This window comes from Shewanella schlegeliana, from assembly GCF_016765635.1.
Classification (GTDB): Bacteria; Pseudomonadota; Gammaproteobacteria; order Enterobacterales; family Shewanellaceae; genus Shewanella; species Shewanella schlegeliana.
In genome coordinates this window covers 83,692-98,680 of record NZ_JAESVD010000003.1, presented here as the reverse complement: position 1 = coordinate 98,680, position 14,989 = coordinate 83,692, and the positions used below count along the sequence as shown (strand labels likewise).

9 protein-coding genes are annotated in these 14,989 nt (G+C 45.2%); 6 read left to right on the top strand and 3 right to left on the bottom strand.

Annotation, left to right across the window (positions count from 1 at the left end; genetic code table 11):
• Window positions 1-54 precede the first annotated feature (54 nt).
• The gene (locus JMA39_RS05835; protein ID WP_244999898.1) at window positions 55-5,055 is read right to left on the bottom strand and encodes a S8 family serine peptidase; all 5,001 of its coding nucleotides are present in this window, start codon (window positions 5,053-5,055) and stop codon (window positions 55-57) included.
• 459 nt (window positions 5,056-5,514) lie between these two features.
• Here JMA39_RS05835 and JMA39_RS05830 point away from each other — a divergent pair, with 459 nt between their 5' ends.
• Both JMA39_RS05830 and JMA39_RS05825 read left to right on the top strand, forming a co-directional pair.
• Complete coding sequence (locus JMA39_RS05830) at window positions 5,515-6,462, top strand: LysR family transcriptional regulator (RefSeq protein ID WP_202720901.1); 948 nt, start codon at window positions 5,515-5,517, stop codon at window positions 6,460-6,462.
• Window positions 6,463-6,618: 156 nt separating this feature from the next.
• Window positions 6,619-7,530, top strand: coding sequence for a LysR family transcriptional regulator (locus JMA39_RS05825; RefSeq protein WP_202720900.1), 912 nt, complete (start codon window positions 6,619-6,621; stop codon window positions 7,528-7,530).
• A 57-nt stretch (window positions 7,531-7,587) separates the two neighbouring features.
• On the opposite strand, the gene JMA39_RS05820 is transcribed toward JMA39_RS05825, so the two are convergent.
• A complete protein-coding gene (locus JMA39_RS05820) occupies window positions 7,588-8,730 on the bottom strand; it encodes a permease (RefSeq protein WP_202720899.1) in 1,143 nt (380 codons plus the stop codon).
• 305 nt (window positions 8,731-9,035) lie between these two features.
• Here JMA39_RS05820 and JMA39_RS05815 point away from each other — a divergent pair, with 305 nt between their 5' ends.
• On the top strand, window positions 9,036-9,983 hold the full coding sequence (locus tag JMA39_RS05815; RefSeq protein WP_202720898.1) for a hypothetical protein: 948 nt from the start codon (window positions 9,036-9,038) through the stop codon (window positions 9,981-9,983).
• 366 nt (window positions 9,984-10,349) lie between these two features.
• On the top strand, window positions 10,350-11,732 hold the full coding sequence (locus tag JMA39_RS05810) for a Na+/H+ antiporter NhaC family protein (protein WP_202720897.1): 1,383 nt from the start codon (window positions 10,350-10,352) through the stop codon (window positions 11,730-11,732).
• A gap of 109 nt (window positions 11,733-11,841) precedes the next feature.
• Here the strand turns inward: JMA39_RS05810 and JMA39_RS05805 are convergent, their stop codons facing one another.
• Entirely contained in the window at window positions 11,842-12,708 is an 867-nt protein-coding gene (locus JMA39_RS05805) for a LysR family transcriptional regulator (RefSeq protein WP_202720896.1), read from the bottom strand.
• A 100-nt stretch (window positions 12,709-12,808) separates the two neighbouring features.
• Here JMA39_RS05805 and JMA39_RS05800 point away from each other — a divergent pair, with 100 nt between their 5' ends.
• A complete protein-coding gene (locus tag JMA39_RS05800; protein WP_202720895.1) occupies window positions 12,809-13,876 on the top strand; it encodes an HlyD family secretion protein in 1,068 nt (355 codons plus the stop codon).
• A gap of 45 nt (window positions 13,877-13,921) precedes the next feature.
• On the top strand, window positions 13,922-14,983 hold the full coding sequence (locus JMA39_RS05795; protein WP_202720894.1) for a DUF2955 domain-containing protein: 1,062 nt from the start codon (window positions 13,922-13,924) through the stop codon (window positions 14,981-14,983).
• Window positions 14,984-14,989: the final 6 nt, after the last annotated feature.

Sequence of the window (14,989 nt, the reverse complement as noted above, 5' to 3'; positions counted from 1 at the left end):
ATAAAGGCCTTCAGGTGAAGGCCTTTATACAGGAACGCTTGACGCTAATAGGCGTTATTTCACTGAGCGACCTTTACGGCGACTTAGGCTAACAAAGCCTAGAGTGAGTAGCGCTAACCACCCAAGGCTACCACCTGAGTTAGACTCTGGCGCTGGCTCCTCTGCTGCTGGCGGAGGTGTCGGTTCTACGCCGTCAGAGGTGACCGTCAGCATAAAGCTTTGAGAGGCTGCATCATTAGGGAAGATATTATCTGATACCGTGACAGTGACCATAGTTTCCCCCCAGAAGTTGGTATTTGGCGTAATATCAAATGTTGATCCAGACGTATGGCCATTAATCTGTGCAGTGATATGCTCACCAGTTACAGTAATGGTATTGGCCGACAGTCCACCATCGTTATCGGCATAGTTCACTACAATGCCCTCTAGGCTTGTATTCTCTGCGACAACTTTATCACTAATGGCTGACATAATGATGTTAGAGGCAACGGCGATGACCTGCTCACTATTGGCATCGGAGATCCCTTCAACTTCGCCAGTCACTGTTACAGTTTGGTCTATGCCTAATGAATCATGAGTGACCTCGGCTTGCATGTTAACCACAACGATGCTGTCGCTTGGGCCGCTAATGTCATAACAGACAACCAAATCATTTGAGACCTTATCGGTTAAATCGTTGTAGGCATAACTCTGGCCAGTGTGGCCTTTCAGTGGACCGTAGGTACCACGGGGGCCATTGTAACCACGAACACCGATAGATCCATCACCCGCTTCGCCAGCAAAATCGATGTTGGCATAGGCCATTATGATTTCATATCCACCAGGTTTATGGCTGGTATTCGATTTTAAGAATACTTGGAAGTCGTAACTATCCTCCCGTGGGCTAATAATCGTGTTCCAGTTTTCATCCCAACTCTTATCGTGTGTGGCAGCTTTATTCCACTCGATAATAGTGTAGTCATCGGCATAGGCTAGGGTAACGCCTTTACTTTCACTCGGATCCCAGTTGGGTTCATACATGGCTAGATTCCACTTCTGCTCAGCAAAGATATCGCCTGCTGCATCTTTACCTCCCCAAAATGGTGCTACGATGAAATCAGGTGGCGTAGAGTAATCGTTAGTGGGTAACTCTAGGTACATATCCATAGGGACAAAGTCCCAAGGGTTGTAGTTCCAAACATCCAGCTGTAGCCAACCTTTCGAGCTTAGAATAATACTGTCAGTAGTGAAGTAATCGGCATTGTCGAACGGGGCTAATGTCCCTGCCATCAATGGAATTTCAGTATCGTGAACCCAGTTACCCCAGCCCCACTCATTGACTTCATAGAAGCTTCCCCAAGTCACATCGAATCCAAATCTTGCTAGGTCTACATAGCCGCCATCGATAGGTGTGCCATCAGGGTAATCAAAATCGAGGGGAGTTCGACACATCGCATCTTCAAGGTTAGTGGTCACCTTGTAGTTGGTTTCTTTGGCCGCGGTATTAAGCTGAGTTCTCAATAGCGAGAAGCCATTTTCGTTTTCGGTCAAGCCATCAATGGAAGAGATGGAGTCGGGTACAAGCTTTAAGCCATCAGATAACACCGCTGATAGTTCAACTTCTCTATCACTGCCCGATAGGTTCGGCTGTACTATAACGCTAACATCGATGATATCACCCACGCGAGCCGTGTCTTGAGAGCTATCAATGGAGACACTATTAACGCCGCGAGTAATATTAAGGGGCACCATTGCGAGTGAACCTTCTGCATTATCACCTGCAGCAATAGCAGCTGCAGAGTAGTAACGCTTACCTTGCTCCATCTCCATATTCCAGTCGATGGTTAGGTTAGAGTTACGCTCACTGGTGTCCTCAAAGTTAAGGTTTATGGCTGATGTTTGCTCTTTTGGAATGACCACATGTGCCATCTCAATAGTATCAACATTGTCAAAAGGGAACAGAGGATAAGCACTCATCACCATGATGGTATACTCACCCGCCTCAGGGTTTTCTAACGCACAGTATTCGCCCTTAGTGGTTTGCCCACGCATAGAGGCACAAATGGCTTCAGAGTTATGTAGGCGGCCATCGTTATTGAAGTCTTTAAAGATGTAGATACTGGAATCAAGGTATTGATTGAGGGCATGATCTATCTCTGAACTCACACGACCAAGGAGTTCGGCTCTAAATACGGCGCTGTTCTCAGGTACCGTTACCTCAAAAGTCTTGATATTAGGCTGGCTGGTATCCCAATAGAACTCTTCATCCATCATAGAGACACCAAACTGCATTCTAGGCAGGATGATTTCAGTCGTTGTTGCCTCAACCGGAGTGTATGCAACGCCGATTAAGCTTGACCCCGGTGCACCAAAAGGGACATCGGCAATGACATGTTTAGACTGATCGTCATGGGCGGTGATATTGATTGTGTTTGGCAGGGTTTTACCTTTATAAGTGGTCAAGAAAGGCCACAGGGCACTCGGGGTATTGGCATCACTCGACACAAACTCTATCGAACCCACGGCCGTCTGTACTGTACCATCATACCAAGCCATATCAGACTCTTTAAACAGACTGGTTACCGTTAAATCTATGGTCTCGCCAGCTTTAAGAGTGAACGTTGAAGGAGTCACAGATACGCTTGCCGTTGGATCTAAGGTGAAATCCCAGTAAAGAGGATCTCTATCGGAGTAGTTGGTGTTAACGGTCCAAGTACCATCTTTAGTTGCTTTAACTGTGCGGATCCAACTACAACTTAGACCACAATCCTTATTGATTAACTGTGGAAGGTTAAGCTCTCGAACCTGCCCGCCATTTTGTGGATTGGCTCGGCGGAAGTTATCTGCTGACTCATCCATGATAAGGCCTGCATTGATAGCGCGCTCAACATTGGCTAAACCATGACCCGCACGATATGGCCCGGCGACTTCGACTTTTTTATCGTAGGGATGTAGAGCCTTAATGGCTGTACTGTCGGCGGTCATCTGTAAAGCAGATTGTACCTCTGATGCCGTCCAACCTGGGTTGGCTTGGCGTACTAATGCCATGATGCCCGCAATATGTGGGCTGGCCATCGATGTACCACTGATGCTGTTGTAGTTACGAGTATCTGCTTGGGGATTTAGCGGGTTTTCATCATTCCAGGCTGCGAAAATGTCGACTCCTGGGGCTGCAATACCAGGAGAGAATATCTCATCAACAGTGCTTGATGGTCCACGAGAAGAGAAGTCAGCTAGCCAGTCAGCATCATCAGGGGTGATGACTCGCTTGGCATTTGAAGCTGTAATGGTGCCTTCAAGACCGGTACCCGATGCTAGCCAAGGTTGAAGACCCGTTACTTGCCAGTTTCCATACCACTGCTTAGCCGAGATATGGATCCCAGGTATCACATAGGTATCATTGACGACGCTGTCGCCTTCATCCCATGTGTTATAGAGAACAAACGCACCAGCGCCACCGGCAGCTGCATTTGCCGCTTTATCAACTCGGGCAATGTCGCCACGTTCACATATAACGATATGCGTGGGTTCAAATGTGCCTGCAGGGAAGGGGGCATTACAGCGAGCATCACCATAATCTACTGCTAGGACAAATTCACCGCTAAAAGCCTCCGAGATCCCCGCAGCATCGATTCTTGAGGGCATCAGTGAGGCGTCTCCGCCCACAAAATTATCAAGGGCCTTATCTTCGATAACGATAGAACGAGCATGGGTCGTGGCTGCGACATTAAGCACCCAAGGTGAGGTGTGATCGACTGTATATAGAGAGTCAGTACCGTAAGCTGCGCCAGAGTTACCGGCAGACAGGGCTACAGCGACACCGGCTTCACGAGCCGATAAGAATGCCATTTCAAAAGCATCATCCCAAGGAAAGCTTTCTGCGCCACCAATCGACATGTTAATGACATCGACACCATCCTTGATCGCTTGCTCGATGGCAAATAACATCGCATCACCAGAACAGCCACCGCTTACCATACAGACTTGATAAGAGATAATATTGGCGCGGGGGGCTACGCCCGAGATTTTAGGCATTTGAACCCCAATTGGGTTGCCTTCTCCACCACCTAATTGAGAACCAACAACATCAACATCATAGAGAACGTTACCTGCAACAGTGCTAGCAACATGGCTACCATGGCCTTGGAAGTCTTCACCAAAGTCTGGTGCGAGTTTGTTGCCCCACTCATCGCTGTATTCGGCGGTAATATCTTTATGGGTGTAGACACCAATGAGTTTATCGTTACAGCGGTTAGCAAACTCTTCTAAGGCGCAATCACCTAAGTAATTTCCTTGACCAAGCGGGTTGATGTGCTCATGACCATCACCATCGATTGCCGCAAATGAGGGGTGATCGGTATTGATACCGGTATCTATTATGCCTACGACCATGCCTTCGCCAAGATACGCATTGCCATCGCTGGTTTTTGTCCCATCCCATACACCGCTTGCGCCTATGTGCTCAGGGCCGATATCGGTATGCAACTGGTAGATTTTAGAGCGCTGTACATAAGCCACTTCAGACATGCTAGCAAGGTGTAAAGCTTCAGCTTGGGTCATTTCCACTGTGACGGCATTCGCTGCCAGAGTGAATTGTTGTTTAACCTCAACCCCTGATTTTTGGATAAAGTCTTGCTGTTTATTCAATAAATGGTTGGTGTAGGCATCGATTGCAGCGCCATTGCCTTTTGCTGGTTGACCAGCACGAAAGAGTTTCTTGCTCTGAGCGTTCAATGTTGATTTTGTGGCTTGCAGCCCAGGAATTCCCCCTTCATAGGTCGCTACGGAACTGCCATGTAGGCGCACGATATAGGTGTGTTGCCCAACGAGATCTTTCTCGATTTGAATTTTATCTTTTGCCTGTTTGGGGCTGAAGTGGATATTACTCATATCACCACGCCTTAGTGGCTTTATAGGCAATTCGCTGCTATTGGCTTTTGCTTCTTGTTGAGCCTGATATAACTCCATGATGTTGACAGGCTTTATACGCTCAGAATCGAATGCTTGAGCACTCGACATGGCTAGCGCTCCGTAGATGGCACTGCTTATGGCTATTGAAATAGTATTTAATTTCACAGTCAATCTCCCGCTATCGTTATTGTTATTAGGGGTATTGAGGCCCCGTTCGAACACAATCTTTAAACAAATACGTAACATCTGGCTAATGCGAAATTCATCAATGTTTGATGCATTTTTTGCATTGGTAATAGCGGAGAGGCTTACTTATTATTCACTGAGTTAGCATTAACAGTCAGGTGGATATGGCTTAAAAAGCTTGCTAATCATAGAGCTGTAGAAGAACAGAGCCATAAAAATGGTCGATATAGGAAAAAGTATAAATAGTTGATGAAAACGACCTTGAGCAAAGGAAGGATACAAATTGTTAATCTTTGCCACAGAAACCTCTTGTTAGATCACAAGCGTCGGCTATACGTTTTTGTTATTTCTTAAATATCAGAGAGTCATTATCCAACAGAGATTGAACAGATTAAGATTGCTGTTGAGAAAGTAAACGATTCAGTAAGGGGATTTTCATTGGAGTTAAGGCATTTAAAGCACTTTTTAGTTCTGGCAAAGCTGAAACATTTCAATCGTGCCGCCGTGCAGCTTAACTTGGCTCAACCTTCACTGTCTCGCAGTATTCAAAAGATGGAAGAGCGTCTTGGTGTTAAATTACTGGAGCGAAACTCTAAATCAGTATCATTAACTGAGTTTGGGGAGTTGGTGGTAAGGCAGGGGCAAAAAATTATCGATGACGTGGATCTTTTGTATCGGGATATTCGCTCGCTCAATGGTCTTGATGCTGGTGATATCTTGATAGGTTCAAGTCCAATTCCTTCGAATGCATTGTTAGGTTCGGCTATTGGAAACTTTATTCGTCTCTACCCACATATCAATGTTGAGTTAATCGTTGAGTCACCAGCAGAACTCTATGAACGGTTAATAGGCGGTGGATTATCTATGTTTGTTGCTGAGACTAAAGCGACAGATTTTGATAAGCGAGATGAACTGGTGACCTTACCTTTACCCGAGTATGAAATTATTTTTTGTGTTAGAGCCGATCATCCGCTAGTGATGAGTAAAACATTAATGCTTGATGATTTAAGAGAATATCCCTTGGCGCTACCTAGGGCTATGCCTTTAAGTTTACAGACACAGTTTGGTGATCTGTTTGATAAAGATCGCCATGACTTTGGTGGTTTAGTTAAGTTCGATCAATTTTACCCGATTAAAGAGTCACTACTAAATTGCAATATGGTGGCTATTACTCCTGAGATCGCGGTGCGAAAAGAGCTTGCGGAGGGAAGGCTGGTGAGTCTGCCTGTATCGGATATGGTGAAACTCACAAGTTGCTTTAGTATTGTTTACCTTAAATCAAAAAGCCTAAGTCCTGTTACTTCCGGTTTTATTGAGTTTCTATTGAATCGTCACCCTCAAAAAAACACGCCGACTCGCTATCAGCTTGAATCTGCTTTAGCTTAAGTTGCTTTTATCTCGGTGGCATGACTTGCTGCCGAGTTTACATTTTCTTGGGCTTATCTTAACTGAGCTCATTTTACCCTAGGGTATCTTTTACTTTAGGATGCATCTAATATCAAATGAAGATGTTCTCCACTTTTCTCTTGATATTACTGACTTATGAGCCAACTCGACCTTAATCTGTTAAAAGTTTTCCGTGTGCTCATTGAGGTGAAAAACACTCGCAAGGCAGCTGAAATATTACATCTGAGCCAGCCTGCGGTGAGTCGTGCTCTCAGGCGTTTAAGAGATTATTTTGGTGATGAGTTGTTTGTTAGAACCGCTCACGGTTTAGAACCCACTTCAAAGGCATTGGTTATTGGTTCACGCTTACCAGAAGCGATGGATCAATTATTTGAAGCGCTTCACGTCGAGGAGGAGTTCGATCCTTATCTTTATAGTGGGAAAGTGACCATTGCAGTGAATGGGTTTATTGCGCATTGGTTAGTGCCTCCGTTAATTAAAATGTTAACCGAGAGAGCCCCCAATATGGAAATTTACATGGCTGATTGGGAGGAGAGTACACCGGATCAAATTATTGACGGTGAAATTCAACTGGCGATTAACTATTTTCCATTAGAGCTGACAAAGCAGCTAATCCAGGAGAGATTAGGTACAGATGACTTTGTTGTGCTTTGCCGTAAAGAGCATCCGCTTCAAAAGGAGGTTATACAGGTCGAAGACTTTTTAAAGTACCCATTAGCCTCACATATTGTTCCTGGCTGGAATGAAACAAAAAACTTTGCTGTAGATGCATTAAGAAAATTAGGTTGCCAGCCACAAGTTCAGCTATCAAGCAGTAAAATGAATATTATCTTAAGAAGTTTAGAGCTGACCGATATGCTGCTGCCCTGCTCAAAGTTACTGGCTGCAACATTATCAGATCGGTTTAGGGTGCTTAAGATTGATCCTAAGCTAGAGCAACCATCGTCTGAATTTGCATTAATCTATGCTAATAAGTCCCGTCGAAACCCGTTGGATGAGTGGTTACAGCAGTGCGTGATTGATTGTGTTTTCGGTAAACTTAGATAAGGGAGCTTGTGAGCATTGAACATACTCACAAGATCGCCCTTAGAACATTAGATAGGCTTAGGCAAAGAGAATTGTGTACAGATAGCCTGCAGCCATCGCCATACCCAAGATGACTGCGAGGAACGCGGCAATCATCTGATTCTTAAAGATAGACTTAAGCAGAATCACCTCGGTTAAACTTGCCCCTGCGCTACCAATAATCAGTGCCATCACCGAACCAAGCGCCATTCCTTTTGCTACTAATGCCGAGCTTAATGGGATCACCGCTTCTGCTCGAATGTAGAGTGGAATACCAATCACTGCAGCGATTGGAATAGCATACCAAGTGCCTTCGCCTGCATACTCAGCGATTAAATCTGTCGGAATAAATCCATAGATAAATGAGCCAAGTAAAATACCAATCATCAAGTAAGGTAGCACCTGCTTAAAGTCTTTCCAGGTTGCGCGCCATACACGCATCCAACGGTTGTCTTGTTTGACGCTTTCGTTAGTCCCACAGCTGCTGAGCGCTGGTTCAGTACTGTTTGTACAGCAACTAGCTGTGGCAAGTACAGGCTCTGAGCAACAGCTTGTTGTCACCGCTTCAACTGCTTTTTTCGGCTCGCTGCAGCAACTGGTATTAGCCACTGGAACAGTGATAGTTTTAGGGGCTGAGCAGCAACTTACTGCCGTTTCAGCTTCAACCTTTGCCGCTGCTTTAGGGGTATCGCTACAGCTTGTACCACAGCTAGATGCGCCAGCCGCTTCATAAGCTTCGGGTTTTACGTAACGCTCAAATCCCAACTTTTCAAGAATATAACCCGCAGTTACCGATACGGTCATGGCAACGACGAAGTAAAACAGTGCCACTTTAAAGCCAAAGGTTACGATAAATAGGCCGATGATAATTGGGTTCAATAATGGGCTTGAAAACAGGAACACCATCATGGGACCAAAACCCGCCTTTGCTCTTAGCAAACCTTTTAAGAACGGGATGGTAGAGCACGAGCAAAATGGCGTTATCGAGCCAAGTAGCGCGGCAATAATGTAACCCTTACCTTTCTTCGAACTTAAAATCGATTGGATCTTTTCTGGTGGAATGTATTCCTGAAGCAAACCGACGATATAGCTAATTGCGATAAATAGCAGGGTTAGCTCGGCCGCTAAAAACAGAAACATTCCGGCAGTTTCTTTAGCCATGGCGATGATTTCAGGACTCATAATTCTTACCTCTAAAATACTTGGTTTGTTATTTCTGGATGTGTCGAAATAACTAAGTTGGGCAGATAATAGTCCGATTAAAAAATTAGTCAATAATTATTTCGGTAAAAGTGGAACTATAATGGGGTAAGCTAGATCTTGCCAAAGGAACAGTAAGGGTCGTTCGACTCAGGTTGCGCGTGAAAAGCCTATTCGTAATAGGGTGGGGAGCTGGCTATTGTTTATATTTAACAATAGCCTATGATGGGATTGTCTATATTTTCAAATATGGTTAGAAATGCGCTTCGAAACGGGTGGTAATGAGTATGCTTGATGCAATATGTTTATTTGATGAGTCGAACCCTGTGACTTATTCCGTTTTTAAGTTTCAGAAACTCAGTGATGGCGACATTGAGAAATATCGCCAAGCATTGGTGTGTCCAGCCTGCGCGGGTAAAGCCTATTATCGAAAAGCCTCTAAAGATGGCAAGGCGGCTTGTTTTGGTTCTCGCTATCATCAAGCTGATTGCCGTGAGTTTAAGCCTTCACTGGCAAAAGAGCGTGAGGAGCAGCATGCCATTGAGGTTAATCAGCTGTTGGTCGATAGCGATGCGATGATCATCGATTTTAGTCGCCAGCCTAGTCTTAATAGAGCTAGCGTTAACAGGCGTAATCAGGCTCAGCTCGCTAAAAATGAACACACACAGAAACCTGATCTGAATTCAACGTCAAAGCCTGAAAATAAACCCGCCGAAGAGCCAGTTCTGAACACTGGCATTGAGCAAGCAGCAACTGAAGCGCTAGAGCTGGACGGTGCACAAACTGCGGACACTGAAAAACGTATCGCTAAAGAGGGCTTAGAGAAACTGCTTCATAGTTTGATGCGTGGTAGTGAGCTTGCCGAGTCAGATCTTTGGGTCTATACCGATGAAAAGTACCGTTGGCGAGCTAAGAACTTGTTCGTTAACTTTGCCGATGCTGAGCCCACCGAAGCGGGTTCGCCGCGTATGTATTGGGGCACGATTTCTCATGTCGATAAAGAGTTGCTTTGGTTAAACCCCGCCGATAGCAAAGATGTCGGCATACCCATCGATAAGATAGCTGAGCCATTAAAGCTAAGGTTTGGTTTAGAGGATCGCCGAGATTTTGAAGGAGCAGCGATTATATTATTTGGTAAATGCTTTTGGAATAAAGCCAAAAATCGCAAGATTATTCAGTTATGGAGTAATGATATCAATCGGATCTTTATTTCTAAACCTGAAGACAGTGAATAACATAGTTTGCATGAAGTGTATCAATACGGGCTGGCGCCATACGCTGTATTGCTATTTTTTTGCTACCTTGTTGATGAATTTGTTATTTAGGTTTGTGGTGGTTAACCACTCTGGTGCTTCCGTTTGAAGCGATTTATTGCTTTGGTGTTATAAAAATTCAGTAAAATAGGATATTTATGATTGACTCCGAGGCCAATGGGGATTATTTTTCTGCCGATGTTTTTACTAGGGCCTCACAAATTGCCCGTAAAATTCAAGGTATCGGCAGGTATCTCAACGGTAGAGCAGCAATTAGACTCGACAAATAATTGTTTGAGTTTGGTGATTAATTGCCATTTTGGCACTTTATTATAAGGACCTTAGCGCATGTCTGAACCGACAGCCTTAAGTCTTATCCCACCTGTGGTGGTTTTGGTGTTAGCGATTGTGCTACGCCGCCCAATCCTCTCTTTGATTATCGGTGCATTAGTCGGTCTGGCCATGTATGAGCCCGCGAATATATTGACTAATTTTGCTGATACCTCTCTGTCCGTGATGGCCGATGAAACTATCGGTTGGTTAATTTTAGTCTGTGGTGGCTTCGGTGCCTTGATTGCTCTGCTGGTTCGAACCGGCGGCTCAATGGCCTTCGGTCGTCTAGCTTTGAAGTTTGCTAACGGCCAAAAGTCATCGCTATTTATGACCTTTATTTTGGGCGTTGTTATCTTTATCGATGACTACCTCAATGCCTTAACGGTCGGCTCCACGATGAAGCGTGTCACGGATAAATTTAAGGTCTCCCGTGAGATGTTAGCTTATGTGGTGGACTCTACCGCTGCACCTGTTTGCGTGCTGGTACCTCTATCAACTTGGGCAGTATTTTTTGGTGGCCTGTTAGTCGATAACGGCATCGCGAGTGAAGGACAGGGTATCGCCGTTTACATGCAGGCAATCCCTTACATGCTTTACGCCTGGCTAGCTGTGGCCATGGTATTGCTAGTGATCTTGGGTATCGTGCCCGCTTTTGGTCCGATGAAAAAAGCGCAAATAGCCGCTGCTCAAGGCAAGCCTGCCATTAAGCAGATGGATTTAGATGAGGTGCAAACCTCAGATGAGTACGCACTAAAAGCCATTGAAGATGAATTTAAGCATGCCGATGATAGTGGCAAACTGCATAATTTCTTTGTGCCTATTTTCCTATTAGTCGGCTTTACTGTCTATTTTGATATCGATGTACTAAAAGGCTTGATCGCAACTCTTGCGGTTACACTGCCGTATTATGGTGTGCAGAAGCTGATGCCACTGTCTGAGATGATGGAGCAGATGATCGATGGCTTTAAGAGCATGCTACCAGCTATAGGTACGGTTATTGCGGCATTTATCTTTAAAGATGTATGCGATAAGTTGCTGCTGCCACAGTATGTTATCGACAGCCTCAGTCCGTTTATGACGCCGCAATTGCTGCCTGCGGTGGTGTTTTTAAGCATGTCTATCTTGGCGTTTGCAACTGGCTCGAGCTGGGGTATTTTTGCGGTTTCGATTCCGATTGTTATGCCATTGGCACAAGCGGTCGATGCTAATATTCCACTGGTGATTGGTGCATTGTTATCGGCATCGTCATTTGGTAGTCAGGCGTGTTTCTACTCCGACTCCACAGTGCTAGCCGCAGAGGGCTCAGGTTGTAACTTAGTTAGTCACGCGGTAACTCAGTTGCCATACGCATTGCTTGCGGCTGGTATGACTTTTGTGGGTTTCTTACTGCTGGCATAAACGTTTAATACCGTAATAGCTTATTGCTTTAAAGGGCTGCACTTATACTGATGAGTATAAGCTGCAGCCCTTTTTTATTATCCGTCCTGAATTTCCACTTTTAGAATTATCAGTTGAACTTAAAGGTATCTCTAAGCAGTTCGATTAAGGCGCGGGTTTTTTCTGGTAAAAACTGCCTCGAAGGATAGATAAGTGTCAGTTTGATCTCTGGTAATTTCTCATTGACCAATATTGGTACTAATTCACCTGATTTAAGGGCGTCTCTGAGTAAAATACTTGGCAATAACGCAATCCCTTTGCCCGCTGTCGCCATATGCTGAATTAAGCGCAGATCATCAGAGCTGAGTCTGAGGGTGAGGTTATCGGGCAGAGATGTTTGGTTGTAGCGGCTGACCATTAATGGGTGAGTAAGAAGATCTGTGAGGGCGTTAATTGGCGCGTGGCTTTGTAAGTAAGCGTTTGATGCGACTAAGCTACTTGGAAAGCGCAGCAGGGTTTGCTGTACATAATCTTCATTTATCACCTTTACTCCATCGGGTAATATTTGAATATCCACATTCTCTCTTTTTAGATCGACACTCCCCTGACAATGCAGCACCTCTAATAATACACCGGGAAATTGATCCAAGTATTTATCGATCAATAGGGTAAACATATTAGAGGTGATCAGCGCGGCAGGTACAGCGACTCGTAATACCCCCTGTAAGGATTTCTGTTGATTGCTTAGTAGCTTGGCGGCTTGAGTTACCTCGGTTAAAGGTTGACTAACCTGTTGGTAGAGCAGACGACCATTTTCCGTCAGCTCAATTTGACGCGTGGTGCGGATCAGTAGCTGACAGCCCAACGCCTTTTCAAGCTCTTGTAAACGTCGACTCACCTTTGAGCGTTGCAATGAGTGCTGTTTTGCGGCTGCACTGATCCCGCCATGTTGGACGGTTAAAACAAATAGGTGTAGATCATCTAAGTTGAGATTCATTGTCCTACCAGTAGGTTGTAAGCGTGCTATTTGTCATTCTATTTAATCTAATTAGCAATATCTATAATAGTCGCCCCTTAGATTGATCTTGGACTTATTGATGCAAACCGCTGAACATGCTTTTCGTCGTTGGATGCAAAGCCTGATAATTATTTTTATTATTTTAGTCGGCTATATTGTCATTGCCGACCGCTATGCACCGCTCACCACAGAGAGTCGAGTACAGGGTTACGTGATTCAAATCGCCCCAGAAGTGACCGGAACCGTCACCGATGTGCAGGTGAGTAATAATCAAAAGCTGAAGAAAGGTGAAAAGCTTTTTAGTATAGATAAGCGTAAGTATATGCTGGCAGTAGAAAAAGCTCAGTTAGCACTGGTGCAGGCTCAAGAGCAAGAAGACTCTATGTATGCCAAAGTGGAAGCGGCTGAGGCTAAAGTCGCCACTAATCAAGCCACTTTTGATAATGCTAACAGTGAATACAAGCGTATTAGTAAGCTGGCGAAACAGAAGTTGGTTTCTGTCTCCATGCTTGACAATGCTTTGGCTAATAATACTGCCTCTAAAGCCAATTTACGTGCAGCCCAGCAGGAACTGCGGGCATTAACCGTGCAGCTCGGCAGTCAACCAGGAAAGAGTAGTGTGGTGCGCGCGGCCAAGAATAACCTACGGCAGGCGCAGCTGAACTTATCTCATACCCAAGTCGTTGCACCAAGTGACGGCATAGTAACAAACCTACAGCTAGAGGTGGGGAGTACTGCTAATAGCAATATGCCACTGCTGACCTTTATCCCAACCGATTCACTCTGGGTCGCTGCTGATTTTCGTGAAAAAGCGGTGGCTCGGATAAACAGGCACTCTAGAGCTTTGGTGGCATTCGATGCTTTCCCTGGAAAGGTATTTAACTTAGTTGTACAGAGCCGTGATTTTGGCGTGGCTGCAGCGCAGCAAAGCCCCAATGGCCAGCTGACTCATGTTGAAACCAGTAACCGCTGGGTACGAGATGCCCAGCGCGTCAGAATTAATTTAACCTGTTCAAGTACTCTACCTCAGCCATTATTTGTTGGCTCTCGTGCCACGGTAGTGCTCTATCCTGCAGATGATAGATTGTGGGCTTGGCTCGCAAAAATCCAGATCCAGCTGGTGAGCTGGCTGCACTATATCTACTAATTTCTCTGTCATTTAATAAACGATAACCTACTAGGGAGCCTTATTGTGCAGCTCGAGACTTTGAGAAAGACCCTGCGGATCTGGTTTGGTTGTGTATTTGGCCTTGCGGTTACCTTAGCGTTTGGCTGGTCAAACGGTATGTTTGCCGCGCTACTGCCGATGTTTGTGCTAACCCAAATCGATAGGTGGAATAGCGGCATCATAGTGCAGCTAGTATTTGCGGTGACTTGGGTCTGTATACAGGTCAGTTTTATCGTTGGTTTCTTTCAGCCTTACCCATTGCTAATGACTCTCGCCGTGGCGATTATGTTGCTGTTCAAGTGTATCGCTATGACTCACAAGAGTAGCTACCTTTTTGGTTATATAGGGCTGTTAATGGGATCGATACTGCTTAACTATGGCAGCTATCAGGGCTTTGATTTAGAAGACTTCGTGATGGGATTAATCGCTTCTGCATTGCTAACGGGCCCCGTGGTGGCATTAGCTTTTTATCTGTTTCCTGAGCCAGTCGTTAAGTTACCCCCCTCTAGCTTAGTTAACGACAGTGAAGCGCGAACACAAATCGATAATCAACGTAAAGATCATATTGGTATGATGAGGCAGGCGGCCTTGGGTTGGATTATCGCCATGGTGGCATTTATCCTGTTTCAGGTGGCTGATCTTAAAGATTCCCTGTCGGCTCAAGCTTCTATTTTTATTGTACTAGCACCGATGACCTTCGTTGGCTCGATGGCGGTGGCTAAGATCCGTATTATCGGTACCTTTCTAGGCTGTTTAGCGGGCATGATTTTGCAACTCACCTTATATAGTTTGGCGAATAATATGATTCTGTTCTTACTTGGTTTTGCTATCGCTGCTGGTGTTTTCTGCCGCTGGCTTGCGGTTGGAGGGATTAAAGCTGGGCTCGGATTCTCGGCTATGTCGGCGCTAACGGTGCCGCTGACAAGTAGTTTTGTCCCTGAGCAGCAAGATGCCTTCTTTTCTATTTGTTACCGCTTTAGTTCAATTGTCGTCGCGGTCATTGGTACGTCTTTGGCTATCTGGGTTGTGCATCATGTCTTGGTGCGAGTTATCAGAAACAGGCCTTTGCTACAGAGAGCGCCCTAGGAGCTT

Bases quoted from the DNA above. Each gene is read 5' to 3' on its own strand.
- JMA39_RS05825 (WP_202720900.1), top strand. From the start codon at position 6,619: ATGAGCCAACTCGACCTTAATCTGTTAAAAGTTTTCCGTGTGCTCATT.
- JMA39_RS05820 (WP_202720899.1), bottom strand. From the start codon at position 8,730: ATGAGTCCTGAAATCATCGCCATGGCTAAAGAAACTGCCGGAATGTTT.
- JMA39_RS05815 (WP_202720898.1), top strand. From the start codon at position 9,036: ATGCTTGATGCAATATGTTTATTTGATGAGTCGAACCCTGTGACTTAT.
- JMA39_RS05810 (WP_202720897.1), top strand. From the start codon at position 10,350: ATGTCTGAACCGACAGCCTTAAGTCTTATCCCACCTGTGGTGGTTTTG.
- JMA39_RS05805 (WP_202720896.1), bottom strand. From the start codon at position 12,708: ATGAATCTCAACTTAGATGATCTACACCTATTTGTTTTAACCGTCCAA.
- JMA39_RS05800 (WP_202720895.1), top strand. From the start codon at position 12,809: ATGCAAACCGCTGAACATGCTTTTCGTCGTTGGATGCAAAGCCTGATA.